Origin of the sequence: Halomonas organivorans, assembly GCF_014192055.1 — a bacterium.
Taxonomy (GTDB): Bacteria; Pseudomonadota; Gammaproteobacteria; order Pseudomonadales; family Halomonadaceae; genus Halomonas; species Halomonas organivorans.
Window position 1 is genome coordinate 238871 of record NZ_JACHXM010000005.1, and the last position, 12809, is coordinate 251679.

Annotated in this window: 11 protein-coding genes; 4 read left to right on the forward strand and 7 right to left on the reverse strand. The window is 66.7% G+C overall.

Annotated elements, in window-relative coordinates:
• Positions 1-1737 precede the first annotated feature (1737 nt).
• Together FHR96_RS08010 and FHR96_RS08015 are read right to left on the reverse strand one after the other, a co-directional pair.
• Positions 1738-3687 (reverse strand): acetoacetate--CoA ligase, encoded by a 1950-nt coding sequence (locus FHR96_RS08010; protein ID WP_183387141.1) that lies wholly within the window; start codon positions 3685-3687, stop codon positions 1738-1740.
• A gap of 126 nt (positions 3688-3813) precedes the next feature.
• A complete protein-coding gene (locus tag FHR96_RS08015) occupies positions 3814-4716 on the reverse strand; it encodes a LysR family transcriptional regulator (protein ID WP_183387142.1) in 903 nt (300 codons plus the stop codon).
• A 135-nt stretch (positions 4717-4851) separates the two neighbouring features.
• Here FHR96_RS08015 and FHR96_RS08020 point away from each other — a divergent pair, with 135 nt between their 5' ends.
• Positions 4852-5553, forward strand: coding sequence for a CoA transferase subunit A (locus FHR96_RS08020; RefSeq protein ID WP_183387143.1), 702 nt, complete (start codon positions 4852-4854; stop codon positions 5551-5553).
• A gap of 115 nt (positions 5554-5668) precedes the next feature.
• On the forward strand, positions 5669-6331 hold the full coding sequence (locus FHR96_RS08025) for a CoA transferase subunit B (protein ID WP_183387144.1): 663 nt from the start codon (positions 5669-5671) through the stop codon (positions 6329-6331).
• 229 nt (positions 6332-6560) lie between these two features.
• Here FHR96_RS08025 and FHR96_RS08030 read toward each other — a convergent pair whose 3' ends face one another.
• The 3 genes from FHR96_RS08030 to FHR96_RS08040 all read right to left on the reverse strand — a co-directional run bounded on the left by FHR96_RS08030 (position 6561) and on the right by FHR96_RS08040 (position 8761).
• Positions 6561-7328 (reverse strand): VOC family protein, encoded by a 768-nt coding sequence (locus FHR96_RS08030; RefSeq protein WP_183387145.1) that lies wholly within the window; start codon positions 7326-7328, stop codon positions 6561-6563.
• Positions 7329-7475: 147 nt separating this feature from the next.
• On the reverse strand, positions 7476-7751 hold the full coding sequence (locus FHR96_RS08035) for a GrxA family glutaredoxin (RefSeq protein WP_183387146.1): 276 nt from the start codon (positions 7749-7751) through the stop codon (positions 7476-7478).
• A gap of 188 nt (positions 7752-7939) precedes the next feature.
• Positions 7940-8761, reverse strand: coding sequence for an inositol monophosphatase family protein (locus FHR96_RS08040; protein ID WP_183387147.1), 822 nt, complete (start codon positions 8759-8761; stop codon positions 7940-7942).
• Positions 8762-8869: 108 nt separating this feature from the next.
• On the opposite strand from FHR96_RS08040, the gene hybE reads away from it, so the two are divergent.
• The gene (gene hybE, locus FHR96_RS08045) at positions 8870-9298 is read left to right on the forward strand and encodes a [NiFe]-hydrogenase assembly chaperone HybE (RefSeq protein ID WP_183387148.1); all 429 of its coding nucleotides are present in this window, start codon (positions 8870-8872) and stop codon (positions 9296-9298) included.
• Between the two features lie 268 nt (positions 9299-9566).
• A complete protein-coding gene (locus tag FHR96_RS08050; RefSeq protein WP_183387149.1) occupies positions 9567-10337 on the forward strand; it encodes a 3-hydroxybutyrate dehydrogenase in 771 nt (256 codons plus the stop codon).
• A gap of 248 nt (positions 10338-10585) precedes the next feature.
• On the opposite strand, the gene FHR96_RS08055 is transcribed toward FHR96_RS08050, so the two are convergent.
• Together FHR96_RS08055 and FHR96_RS08060 are read right to left on the reverse strand one after the other, a co-directional pair.
• A complete protein-coding gene (locus FHR96_RS08055) occupies positions 10586-11125 on the reverse strand; it encodes a response regulator transcription factor (RefSeq protein WP_183387150.1) in 540 nt (179 codons plus the stop codon).
• Between the two features lie 19 nt (positions 11126-11144).
• A complete protein-coding gene (locus FHR96_RS08060; protein WP_183387151.1) occupies positions 11145-12416 on the reverse strand; it encodes an ATP-binding protein in 1272 nt (423 codons plus the stop codon).
• Between the last annotated feature and the right edge of the window lie 393 nt (positions 12417-12809).

Sequence of the window (12809 nt, forward strand, 5' to 3'; positions counted from 1 at the left end):
GGAGCGCTCTTCAGATCCGGTCCGACGCATCGGCGATCCGCCGCGTAGCGGCGGTGATAGCGGCACTGCTTCAGGATCTCACCCGGGCGCCTATCGGCGCCATTCGCGCAGAAGATCCGGAACGCCGGACCGTGTGCTCCCACGAAAACCTGCCTGGGGGCTCCGACTTGCTGAGGGGCTCTTCGTGGGAGCGATCTTCAGATCGCGAAATGGCGCCGACAGGCGCCCCGGGTGGCAGGAAAAGCTTGTGCCCACCGCTATTCGCGCAGCGGAGCTGCGCTCCCACGAAGACCTGCCTGGGGGCTCCGACTTGCTGAGGGGCTCTTCGTGGGAGATCAGCATGAAGCCGCTGCCGAGCCCAATGTGGCATGGTAAGAGCGCCCTTCGTGGGAGCGCTCTTCAGATCCGGTCCGACGCCTCGGCGATCCGCCGCGTAGCGGCGGCGATAGTGGCACTGCTTCAGGATCTCACCCGGGCGCCTATCGGCGCCATTCGCGCAGAAGATCCGGAACGCCGGACCGTGCGCTCCCACGAAGACCTGCCTGGGGGCTCCGACTTGCTGAGGGGCTCTTCGTGGGAGATCAGCATGAAGCCGCTGCCGAGTCCAATGTGGCATGGTAAGAGCGCCCTTCGTGGGAGCGCTCTTCAGATCCGGTCCGACGCATCGGCGATCCGCCGCGTAGCGGCGGTGATAGCGGCACCGCTTCAGGATCTCACCCGGGCGCCTGTCGGCGCCATTCGCGCAGAAGCTCCGGAACGCCGGACCGTGCGCTCCCACGAAGACCTGCTCATTGGCACAAATTCGCTGAGGGGGCTCTTCGTGGGAGCGATCTTCAGATCGCGAAATGGCGCCGACAGGCGCCCCGGGTGGCAGGAAAAGCCTGTGCCCACCGCTATTCGCGCAGCGGAGCTGCGCTCCCACGAAGACCTGCCTGGGGGCTCCGACTTGCTGAGGGGGCTCTTCGTGGGAGATCAGCATGAAGCCGCTGCCGAGCCCAATGTGGCATGGTGATAGTGCCCTTCGTGGGAGCGCTCTTCAGATCCGGTCCGACGCCTCGGCGATCCGCCGCGCAGCGGCGGCGATAGTGGCACTGCTCTCTCACGCAAACCTGCCTGGGGGCTCCGACTTGCTGAGTGGGGCTCTTCGTGGGAGCGATCTTCAGATCGCGAAATGGCGCCGACAGGCGCCCCGGGTGGCAGGAAAAGCCTGTGCCCACCGCTATTCGCGCAGCGGAGCTGCGCTCCCACACAAACCTGCCTGGGGGCTCCGACTTGCTGAGTAGGGCTCTTCGTGGGAGCGATCTTCAGATCGCGAAATGGCGCCGACAGGCGCCCCGGGTGGCAGGAAAAGCCTGTGCCCACCGCTATTCGCGCAGCGGAGCTGCGCTCCCACACAAACCTGCCTGGGGGCTCCGACTTGCTGAGTAGGGCTCTTCGTGGGAGCGATCTTCAGATCGCGAAATGGCGCCGACAGGCGCCCCGGGTGGCAGGAAAAGCCTGTGCCCACCGCTATTCGCGCAGCGGAGCTGCGCTCCCACGAAGACCTGCCTGGGGGCTCCGACTTGCTGAGGGGGCTCTTCGTGGGAGATCAGCATGAAGCCGCTGCCGAGCCCAATGTGGCATGGTAAGAGCGCCCTTCGTGGGAGCGCTCTTCAGATCCGGTCCGACGCCTCGGCGATAGTGGCACCGCTGCCACGGTATTCACGCCAAGGTGCGGAGAACCCCTTCCTGGCAAGTTTATTCCCTCAACTCAGGCAGATCCTCGAACAGCGCCAGGGCCTCTGGGTTGGCCAGCGCTTCGCGGTTCTTGACCGGCCGGCCATGCACCACGTTGCGCACCGCGAGCTCGACCAGCTTGCCCGACAGGGTGCGCGGCAGGTCCTCGACCTGGAGGATTTTCGCCGGCACGTGGCGCGGCGTGGCATTGGCGCGGATGGTATCGCGAATGCGCCGGCGCAGGGCGTCGTCCAGGGTCAGCCCCTCGCGCAGGCGCACGAACAGCACCACGCGGATGTCGTCCTGCCACTCCTGGCCGATGCACAGCGATTCCAGCACCTCCTCGACCTTCTCCACCTGGCGGTAGATCTCGGCGGTCCCGATTCGCACCCCGCCGGGGTTGAGCACCGCATCGGAACGGCCGTGGATGATCAGGCCGTCCTCCGCGGTGATCTCGGCGTAGTCGCCGTGGGCCCAGATACCCGGGAAGGTGGCGAAGTAGGCCTCGTGGTAGCGCTCGCCCTGCGGGTCGTTCCAGAAGCCGATGGGCATTGCCGGGAAAGGGCGCGTGCACACCAGTTCGCCTTTTTCGCCGCGCAGCGGCCGGCCGTCGTCGTCGAACACGTCCACTGCCATGCCGAGCCCGCGGCACTGCAGCTGTCCGCGGTACACCGGGCGTATCGGACAGCCCAGCGCGAAGCAGGACACGATGTCGGTGCCGCCGGAGATCGAGGCCAACAGCAGGTCGGCCTTGATGTCGCGATAGACGTAGTCGAAGGACTCATGGGACAGCGCTGACCCGGTCGACAGCACCGCGCGCAGCGACGACAGGTCGTGGTCGTACCCGGGACGCAGTCCCGCCTTCTCGCAGGCGGCGAGGTAGCGGGCGCTGGTGCCGAATACCGTGACGCCCTCGCGCTCGGCCATGGCCCACAGCGCATCCGGCGAGGGTGCAAAGGGTGCCCCGTCGAACAGCACCAGGGTGGCCCCGCTGGCCAGGCCCGAGACCAGCCAGTTCCACATCATCCAGCCGCAGGTGGTGTAGTAGAAGACCACGTCCGTGGCGTCGATGTCGGTGTGCAGCCGATGCTCCTTGAGGTGCTGCAGCAGCGTGCCGCCTGCCGAATGCACGATGCACTTGGGCGTGCCGGTGGTGCCGGAGGAATAGAGGATGTAGAGCGGATGATCGAAGGGCAGGGCGACGAAGTCGACGCCCTCGGCCTCGTTGTCCAGGAAGTCGTCCCAGGCCACGGCCTTGGGCATGTCGGTGAGGTCGGGGGAATCCGCCAGGAAGGGAAACACCACCACGCGTTCCAGGCTGTCGAAGGCCTCGGCGATCTCGGCCAGCCGATCGCGGGTGTCGATGGCCTTGCCGTTCCAGGTATAGCCGTCGGCGGCGATCAGCACGCGAGGCTCGATCTGGCCGAAGCGGTCGAGCACGCCCTGGAAGCCGAAGTCCGGCGAGCAGGAAGACCACACCGCCCCCAGGCTGGTGGTGGCCAGCATGGCGATCACCGCATGCTCGCTGTTGGGCACGAAGCCGGCGACCCGATCGCCCGGCGCGATGCCCAGCTCGCGCAGCGCCTTGGCCAGTGCCGCCACCTGGCGGTATAGCTCGTCGTAGCCCAGCTCGCGACGGCGCCCGCGTTCGTCGTGGGCGATCAGCGCCGGGTGCGCGTCGCGTCGGCTCAGCAGGTTGGCGGCGAAGTTGAGTCGCGCGTCCGGAAACCAGCGGGCGCCGGGCATGGCCTCGGGGTGCTCCAGCACGCGCTCCCCGCGGGTGTCGGCGACGATGTCGACGTCGTCCCACAGCAAGCACCAGAACGCTTCTGGGTGGTCGACGCTCCAGGCATGCAGGGCGGCATAGTCGGGCAGGGCGACGCCGTGTACCTGCTCGATGCGGCGCATCAGCGCGGTCATGTGGGACGCCTCGACGGCATCGGGAGACGGTTGCCAGAGCGGTTTGGCCATGGGACATCCCTCCAGATCGCACTTGCTTATCTGGAGCTTAGGAGGTACCCCGGACAACGGCGAGCCGAGCGGTTTTTCCTGGGCGCTGCCCGGAAGTGGACGAGTACCTGGGCTTATCGGATGCGGCTAGTCCGCGCCCAGCACGGGAGTGGCGATCGTCTCCTGTATCACCTCCCGCAGCGCCTGCGCGGCCACCGACAGGGCATCGGCGTTGGCCGACAGCACGCCGACGGCGCGCTGGATCACCGGCGCCTCGAGGGCCAGGCAGCGCGCGCCCAGCTCGTGCATCTGCTCGATGCACAGCGAGGGCACGGCGCTGACGCCGAGCCCGGCGGCGACCATGCGCCCCACGGTGGTCAACTGATGGCTCTCGAAGGCGACCGGCAGCTCGATACCCTGGGCGGCCAGCTGGCGCTCCAGCAGCAGTCGCACCATGGAGGGCCGCTGCAGGGTGATGAAGGCCTCGCTGAGCAGCGTCGTCCAGTCGATGGTGCTGCCCTCGGCCAGCGGCGAATTCGCCGGCACCACGGCCACGAAACGATCCTCGAACAGCGGCGTGAAATGCAGCGACTCGGGCGCCTCCGGGGCAAAGGCGATACCCAGCTCCACCCGTTCCTGGCGTACCATGTCGATGACCTGCTCGTTGATCACGTCGTGGACGGTGACGTTGATCTGCGGGTAGCGGGCGCGAAAGGCCTTGAGCACCGCGGGCAGTTGATTGCCGGCATACGACGGCATGGCGGCCAGGGCGACGCGGCCCAGGCGCAGGGTGAAGCGCTGGCGCAGCAGCTCTTCGGTGTTGTCCCAGTCGGCCAGCAGGCGCTTGGCCAGCGGCACCAGCGACTCGCCCTCCGGGGTCAGCCGCACGCTGCGGGTGCTGCGGATCAGCAGGTGGCCGCCTAGCGACTCTTCCAGATGCTTGATGGCCAGGCTCAGCGCCGGCTGGGAGAGATGCAGGCGTTCGCAGGCCTGGGTGAAGCTGAGGGTCTGGGCCACGGCGAGGAAGGCGCGAAGCTGCTTGACGGTCATGGGTGGCGACTCACGAGCATTTATTATAAAAATAAAAGAATCTATAAAAAAAACAAACTTAACAAATATATTGGCGGTCGCGACACTGCCGATATCCGCGACAACAATCACCTTCCAACCAGGCGAGGCAGCGATATGGCCGGATTCGACAAGCGAGTGAGTTCCTATGAAGAGGCGATGGACGGCATCGAGAGCGGCATGACCGTCATCGCCGGCGGCTTCGGGCTGTGCGGCATTCCCGAGAACCTGATCGGCGAGATCAAGCGCCGCGGCGTCAAGGACCTGACCATCTATTCCAACAACTGCGGCGTCGACGGCTTCGGCCTGGGCCTGCTGCTGGAGGATCGTCAGATCTCGAGCATCCATGCGTCCTACGTGGGCGAGAACGCGCTGTTCGAGCAGCAGATGCTCGAGGGCGACATCGAGGTCGTGCTGACTCCCCAGGGCACCCTGGCCGAGAAGATGCGCGCCGGCGGTGCTGGCATTCCCGCCTTCTACACGGCCACCGGTTACGGCACCCCGATCGGCGAAGGCAAGGAAGTGCGCGTGTTCAATGGTCGCCACTACATCCTCGAGGAATCCGTGGTCGGCGACTTCGCCATCGTCAAGGGCTGGAAGGCCGACCGCTACGGCAACGTCGTCTATCGCGACACCGCGCAGAACTTCAATCCCCTGGCCGCCACCGCGGGCAAGATCACCGTGGTCGAGGTGGAAGAGATCGTCGAGCCCGGTGAGCTGCCCCCCGACCAGATCCACACCCCGGGCATCTACGTCGACCGCATCATCCAGGGCAGCTTCGAGAAGCGCATCGAGAAGCGCACCGTGCACCAGGGCTGAGCGCTTTTCTCCATCTCCCGGACGGGCGCTGCTGGCTGGCGCGAGAGGCGCTGGCACCGGCCTCGAGCAAGGCTCACGGGCGCCTATTCCTGACAAGATACAAGAGGCATCAACGATGGCACTGACTCGCGAACAGATGGCAATGCGCGTGGCGCGCGAACTCGAGGACGGCTTCTACGTCAACCTGGGCATCGGTATCCCCACCCTGGTGGCCAACTACGTACCCGATGATATCGACGTCATGCTGCAGTCCGAGAACGGCCTGCTGGGCATGGGCCGCTTCCCCACCGAGGAAGAAGTCGACCCGGACATGATCAACGCCGGCAAGCAGACCGTCACCGCCCGGCCCGGTGCGGCGATCTTCTCCTCGGCGGAATCCTTCGCCATGATCCGCGGCGGCCACGTCGACCTGACCGTGCTGGGCGCCTTCGAGGTCGACCAGAACGGCAACATCGCCTCCTGGATGATTCCGGGCAAGCTGATCAAGGGCATGGGCGGCGCCATGGACCTGGTGGCCGGGGCCGAGAACATCATCTGCACCATGACCCACGCCTCCAAGCACGGCGAATCCAAGCTGCTGGAGTCCTGCAACCTGCCGCTCACCGGTGCCGGCTGCATCAATCGCGTGCTCACCGACCTGGCCTACCTCGAGATCAAGGACGGCGCCTTCATCCTCAAGGAGCGCGCCCCCGGCGTCTCCGTCGAGGAGATCAAGGAGAAGACCGCCGGCAAGCTGATCGTCCCCGAGCACGTGCCGGAGATGGTCTTCGCCGAGTAAGGCGGCCGAGGCGGCTGCTTCTTACTGTGGCTTCCTACGACGGCCCGGGCATTTGCCCGGGCCGTCGTCGTCGGGAGGACGAAACAAGGGAAGGGAAAACGCAGGCGGCGAACGGGGTGCCGAAAAACTGACCATTCCGAGTGTCCCGGCCAAGCCATGGGCCTCATGGTCGCTTGTGCCGGGGCGATGCACAGCGTTATCCACAGATTTTGTGGATGGACGCGAGATGTCAGGTCAGCTCGCAGCGCGTGTGATGGGGCAGCAGCAGCTCCACGGCGCGTTCCTGGTTGGCGCTGACCTGCTTCTGGACCAGCGCCAGTCCGCCGAAGGTCAGGCGATGCTCGTCGCCGTCGGCAAACACCAGCCGTCGCGGCAGGCTGGGGAAAAAGCGGTAATCGAGCAGCGGGGAGATCGGCAGGATGCCGTGATGGCGATCGGCATTGCCGGCCATGCCCGACTCGGTGAGGGCGCCATCGAGGTGGGCGATGTCCTGGCCGATGCGGCTGCAGTCGAAGCCCGGATGGTGCAGCCGTGGGCCCATCGCCGCCAGCCAGCCGGCCAGCGGATGGGCCGCCGCCAGGGTCTGGTAGGTGGTCCAGGTCGGCATCGGCCAGGGCCGGCCGCGGCACAGCAGGTTCTGTCCGCGACAGTCGGCGGGAGAAGCCTTTGACACCAGCTGCTGCAGGCTCTCCCGCGGCCCGCGCGACAGAGTACCGAGCTGCAATTCGGCCAGCACCAGCCAGGCCCCGTCGTCGGGCGCCGCCAGCAGCGTGGCCAGCAGGCCGCGGTCGGCCATGGCATAGCGTTGCACCGGCCGGTAGCCGAAGCGCACCAGAGGTGGCAGCAAGGCCTCCATGGCCCAGGGGCCGTGATTGAGCGTCAACAGCGCCAGATACTCCGGCGACAGCTCTCTCGGCCACAGTCGCAGCCCGCCCAATTCCGGATGTTGATGGACATAGTCCAGCCAAAGCTGCTGGACGAACTCTTCCCGTTGCATCCTGCCTACCCTCTGTACGGTTCCCGTGCCCTGAGTGGCAGTGTAAGCGGCGGGGGTGTGGGCAGATTCAACGAGTGAGGAAATGAATCTCATGATGCACGAAGGCCGCCCCGGAGGGCGGCCTTCGTGGCACGGGTGGGCGGGTGCTTACTGGGCAGCCGCGGCCGGCAGCAGTTCCTGCTCACGCACATACTGGTCAAATTCGGTGAAGCCGCCGATGTGCGTCTGATCGGCGAAGATCTGCGGCACCGTCTCGACCGGCTTGCCGATGGTCTTCTCCATGTCGGCCTTGGTGATGCCTTCCTCGTGGATGTCCACGTAGCGGAAGCCCTGGATGGCATCGTGGCTCTCGAGCTTCTCGGCGAGGTCCTTGGCGCGAACGCAGAAGGGGCAGCCGGGACGACCGAAGATAACGACGAACATGCAATGACTCCTTGCATCGACGATGCATGATAAAAGGGGGGATAAAAACGGTCGCCATTGTGACCCAGGCGAGATCGTTTGGCCAATAGGCGTCGCCTGATGCCGCGATAACCCTCTGCTATAGCCCGCTGTTATACCCCCTGCCATGGCGTTCCCACCGGGCGCTCGGGCGCTCGGCGGGGCGCGCATCAGACGCTGCCGTTGTCGCTGACGTCGGCGCGCCGCAGCAGCTGGGCGAGCGGGTCGTGGATGGCGGGGCTGGTGACCAGCAGGTTCTCGCCATACAGGTCCTCGGGAATGCCCCCCGGCACGGGATAGAGATGCCCGGTGCGCGCCCCCGCCTCACGGGCGACCAGCAGCCCGGCGGCCAGGTCCCAGGGCGAGACGCTCTCGTAGTAGGCGTCCAGGCGACCGCAGGCCACCGCGCACAGGTCGAGGGCCGCGGAGCCGGCGCGGCGCACGTCCTGGCAGTGGGTCAGCACGGCGGTCAGGCGGCGCATCAGCGGCGGGCGGCTGTCCTGGCGATAGGGAAAGCCGGTGCCGACCAGGCTGTGTGTGAGGCTTCGTGCGTCGCTGACGTGGATCGGCTCACCGTTGCGCCAGGCGCCGCGCCCGGCCAGCGCCGTGAAGGTTTCGCCGAGGAAGGGGGCGTGGACCACGCCGACACGCAGCTGTCCACCGCTGGCCCAGCCGATGGAGACCGCCACATGGTGCAGCCCGTGGGCGAAATTGACGGTGCCGTCGATGGGGTCCACCACCCACAGCGCATGGGGCTTCTCCAGCGCCTCGCGGTCGGGGGCCAGCTCTTCGCTGAGCCGCGACTCGTCGGGAAAGCTCGCCTGGAGGCGTTCACTGATGTAGGTATCGACCTCCACGTCGACATCGGTGACCAACTCCTGGCCGTGCTTGTAGCGATGATCGAAGCCGCCTTCCTCGCGGGCCTCGACGATCAGCCGGCCGGCGTGGGTGGCGATGTCGACGGCAATTTCCAGGCGCTGTTCGGGGGACATGGCGGCTCCTCTGGGTGAACGAACGCCTCCATGCTAGCAGGCCCTCCGTCCCATGCCGAACCCCGCCGTGGCGGTTATACTGGCGGCTTCGTCGCTCACGGAGGCAGGATGCAGGCACTCACGGCCGATCAGTACGACCGCCTGGCATGGCTGGCGAAGGCCTGGCAGCGCGAACACCTCGTGGCAGCCAAGGCCGAGCCCCACTTCAATCCGCGCCTGGGCGTGGACGCGCTGTGTTTCCAGCCCTGGACGACGGATCAAGGCCACCACGGCCTGCTGGGCGCCCTCATCACGCCCGTCTCGCTGTCGCTGGCATGGGTGCCGGACGACGCCGAACGGCCCGCCCAGGCACCCGGTGAACACCTGGTGCTGGCGCTGCCCTCCGGCCGCTATCCCTTCCACGCCGAACGGCTCGGCGACAACATGCGGCTGTGGCACTGCCCGCTGCTCGACGACCTCTCCGATCTCGAGTCACTGGCCCACGGCAGCCGGCTGGCCCAGCGGCTGATGGAGCAGGTGATGGAGGGTGAAGACTGAAGAAGGGAAGAGGGAAGGAGCCCGCAGCCCGAAGCCCGCAGCCCGAAGCCCGAAGCCCGCAGCCCGCAGCCCGCAGCCCGCAGCCCGCAGCCCGAAGCCCGAAGCCCGAAGCCCGAAGCCCGAAGCCCGAAGCCCGAAGCCCGCAGCCCGAAGCCCGAAGCCACACCGTCTTCTGGTGCACTGCGGCAAAGGCTCATATGCTGGAGGCACACTCACCACTCACCACTCACCACTCACCACCAGCCACGATCCGGAGCGAGGAGATACCATGACCGTCCAGACAACTAGCCCACGCGTCGCGCTGGTCACCGGCACCAGCAGCGGGATCGGCGAGGCCGTCGTACGCCACTTCTGCGAACTGGGGCATCAGGTCCTGGCCGTGGACTTCAATCCCGACGGGAAGGACGTCGCGGAACGTGCCGGGGCCGCCTTCTTCCAGGCCGACCTGACCGATGGCGAGGCCTGCAAGGCGGCGGTGGCCGATGCCCTGAAGCGCTTCGGCCGGCTCGATATCCTGGTCAACAACGCCGGCATCCAGCACGTCTCGCCGATCGAAGACTTTCCCGAACAGCAGTGGCGGCGAATCATCGACCTGATGCTGACCGCGCCGTTCCTGCTCACCCAGGCCGCCTGGCCATCGATGCGCGAAGCCGGCTGGGGGCGCATCGTCAATATCGCCTCGGTGCATGCCCAGGTCGCCTCGCCGGGCAAGGCCGCCTACATCAGTGCCAAGCACGGGCTGATCGGCCTGACCAAGACCGCCGCGCTGGAAGGCGGCTCCCAGGGCATCACCGCCAACGCCCTGTGCCCGGCCTACGTGAAGACGCCGCTGGTCGACAACCAGATCGCCGACCAGGCCAAGCTGCACGGCATGGAAGAGCAGGAAGTGATCGAGCAGATCATGCTCAAGAACGCCGCCGTCAAGCGACTCATCGACCCCGGCGAAGTCGCCTCGCTGGTCGGCTACCTCGCCTCCGACGCCGCCGGCGCTGTCACCGGCGCCAGCTGGAACATCGATCTGGGGTGGACGGCGCAGTAGCCCGGCTTCACCGGCTTAAGCTTGAAGAGCCGGGCTTCGCCCGGAGCTGGAAGCTGGAAGAAAACCCGGCCGGGCTTCGCCCGGAGCTTGAAGTCATAAGCTTGAAGCTGGAAGAAAACCCTTGACCCGATGATGGCGGGGTTCATGCTGCCTTCCAGCTTCCAGCTTCCAGCTTCCAGCTTCCAGCTTCCAGCTTCCAGCTTCCAGCTTCCAGCTTCCAGCTTCCAGCTTCCGGCAAAGCCGCCGCTTCAGCGCCTCACCGGCCTCTTCTGCAGCTTGCGCTGCAGCGTGCGGCGGTGCATGCCGAGCGCTCGGGCGGTGGCGGAGATGTTGCCGTCGTGCTCCTGGAGCACCTTCTGGATGTGTTCCCAGGTCAGGCGGTTGATCGATGGCGGGTGCTCGGCGACTTCGGCCTCGGGGTCGCCTTCCTCACGGGAGAGGGCGGTCAGCACCTCGTCGGCGTCTGCCGGCTTGCACAGGTAGTTCACCGCGCCGAGCTTGATGGCTTCCACCGCCGTGGCGATGCTCGAGTAGCCGGTCAGCACCACCACGCGGCAGTCCGGCACCAGCGCCAGCAGCTCGGGCAGCAGCTTGAGGCCTGACTCCTGCTCCAGCTTGAGGTCCAGGGTGGCCATGGTCGGGCGGTGCTGACGCGCCAGCGACAACGCCTGGGCCGCATCGTGGGCCACCAGCGCATCGAAGCCCCGCCGGCTCATGGCGCGATGCAGCACGTGGCAGAACATCTCGTCGTCGTCGATGATCAGCAGGCGTTCGGCAGTCTCTTGCATGGCATCCTCGCGGGTCGTGTCAGTTGGCGGCGGCGCTGCGAGGCAGTGTCACCTCGGTCAGGGTCCCGCCCTCGGGATGATTGTACAGTCTCACTCCGCCGCCGAAGCGGTTGATGGTGGCGTGGGTCAGGAACAGGCCGATCCCCAACCCCTTGCTCTTGGTGGAAACGAAGGTCTCGCCGAGCTGGTCGGCAATGGTCAGCGAGACCCCGGGGCCGTGGTCGCGGATGTCGATCACCACCTCATCGGGGTTCCAGTCGAGCTGGATCATGATGTCGTTCGGGTTGGCGTCGGCGGCGTTGTTGAGCAGGTTGGTCAGCGCCTGGGCGAGGGTGGTGTCCACCGCCAGGCGCGGGGTGCCGCGGCGTCCGGTCACCTCGAGCCGGTAGCCGACATCGGGGCGCAACACCAGCCAGCGCTGTACCACCTCGGCCAACCACTCCTGGGCATCGCGGATCTCGGGGCGCGCCATGCGCCGCCGATCGGCGTTGTCCACCAGATGCCTCAGCCGCGACTTGCAGGTGTCGACCTGCTCGCGCAGCAGGTCGATGTCCTTCTCCAGCAGCTCGTTGCCCTTGGCATCCTCACGCATCTCCTTGAGCAGCACCGCCATGGTCGACAGCGGAGTGCCCAGCTCGTGGGCGGTACCAGCGGCCTGGGTGGCCACCGCCAGCACCTGCTCATTGCGCAGCACCGCCTCGCGGGTCCGCGACAGGGCCTGTTCGCGGCCGCGCAGGGCGCGGGCCATCTTGAAAATGAAGAAGGTCACCAGGCCCGCAGAGAGCGCAAAGTTCATCCAAACGCCCAGGATATGCAGGCTGATGCCGTCCTGGAGATGGGGCATGCCGAGCTGCGGCACCGGGTGATAGAAGAACATCAGGAAGCTGGTGCCGGCCAGGCCGGCGGCGGCCACGCCCCAGGCATAGCGCCAGGGCAGGGTCGCGGCAGCGATGGTCACCGGCACCAGATAGTAGTTGATGAACGGATTGGTGGCGCCGCCGGTAAAGTAGAACAGCAGGGTCAAGCCGGCCATGTCGGCCAGCAGGTGCGCCAGGTATTCGCGATGGGTGACGTCCCGCGGGCGGCCCAGCCGCCACCAGGTCCCGATGTTGATCAGCGCCATCACCACGATCACCGCGCCCACCGCGGGCAGGTCAAGCTCGAAGCCGAGCCCCTGCACGCCGATGACGATGCCGGCCAGAAAGCCGGTCCAGGTAATGCCGCGCACGATGGTCAGGCGCACCATGTTGCGGTTGGGGGTGGACAACGGCAGGGGCAGGGCGGCTTGCATGGGCACTCCACGAGACAGGGGCTGGTCGATGATAACCGATCCCCGGGGTCGCCCGTCGCCCCGCGGCGATCTGTCGCCCGGCGCGTCGCGCACTGGACCCTCGCGCAGCAAGCTGCGCTCCCACGAACACCTGGCTGGTGGCACTCAAGCCCTGTGGGAGTGCTCTTCGTGGGAGTGCTCTTTAGATCCGGTCCGACGCATCGGCGAATGGTGCCGCCAGGCGCCTGGGGCTTGCCACCAAATCGCGCAGCAAGCTGCGCTTCCACGAAAACCTGTTCGGTGGCACTCAAGCCCTGTGGTAGCGCCCTTCGTGGGAGTGCTCTTTAGAGCACGAATGGCGCCGCGAGGCGCCTGGGGCTTGCCACCGAATCGCGCAGAAGATCCACGCTCCCA

Coding starts and splice junctions, on each gene's coding strand:
- FHR96_RS08010 (WP_183387141.1), bottom strand. CDS start 3,687: ATGGCCAAACCGCTCTGGCAACCGTCTCCCGATGCCGTCGAGGCGTCC.
- FHR96_RS08060 (WP_183387151.1), bottom strand. CDS start 12,416: ATGCAAGCCGCCCTGCCCCTGCCGTTGTCCACCCCCAACCGCAACATG.
- FHR96_RS08035 (WP_183387146.1), bottom strand. CDS start 7,751: ATGTTCGTCGTTATCTTCGGTCGTCCCGGCTGCCCCTTCTGCGTTCGC.
- FHR96_RS08050 (WP_183387149.1), top strand. CDS start 9,567: ATGACCGTCCAGACAACTAGCCCACGCGTCGCGCTGGTCACCGGCACC.
- FHR96_RS08030 (WP_183387145.1), bottom strand. CDS start 7,328: ATGCAACGGGAAGAGTTCGTCCAGCAGCTTTGGCTGGACTATGTCCAT.
- FHR96_RS08055 (WP_183387150.1), bottom strand. CDS start 11,125: ATGCAAGAGACTGCCGAACGCCTGCTGATCATCGACGACGACGAGATG.
- FHR96_RS08015 (WP_183387142.1), bottom strand. CDS start 4,716: ATGACCGTCAAGCAGCTTCGCGCCTTCCTCGCCGTGGCCCAGACCCTC.
- hybE (WP_183387148.1), top strand. CDS start 8,870: ATGCAGGCACTCACGGCCGATCAGTACGACCGCCTGGCATGGCTGGCG.
- FHR96_RS08040 (WP_183387147.1), bottom strand. CDS start 8,761: ATGTCCCCCGAACAGCGCCTGGAAATTGCCGTCGACATCGCCACCCAC.
- FHR96_RS08025 (WP_183387144.1), top strand. CDS start 5,669: ATGGCACTGACTCGCGAACAGATGGCAATGCGCGTGGCGCGCGAACTC.
- FHR96_RS08020 (WP_183387143.1), top strand. CDS start 4,852: ATGGCCGGATTCGACAAGCGAGTGAGTTCCTATGAAGAGGCGATGGAC.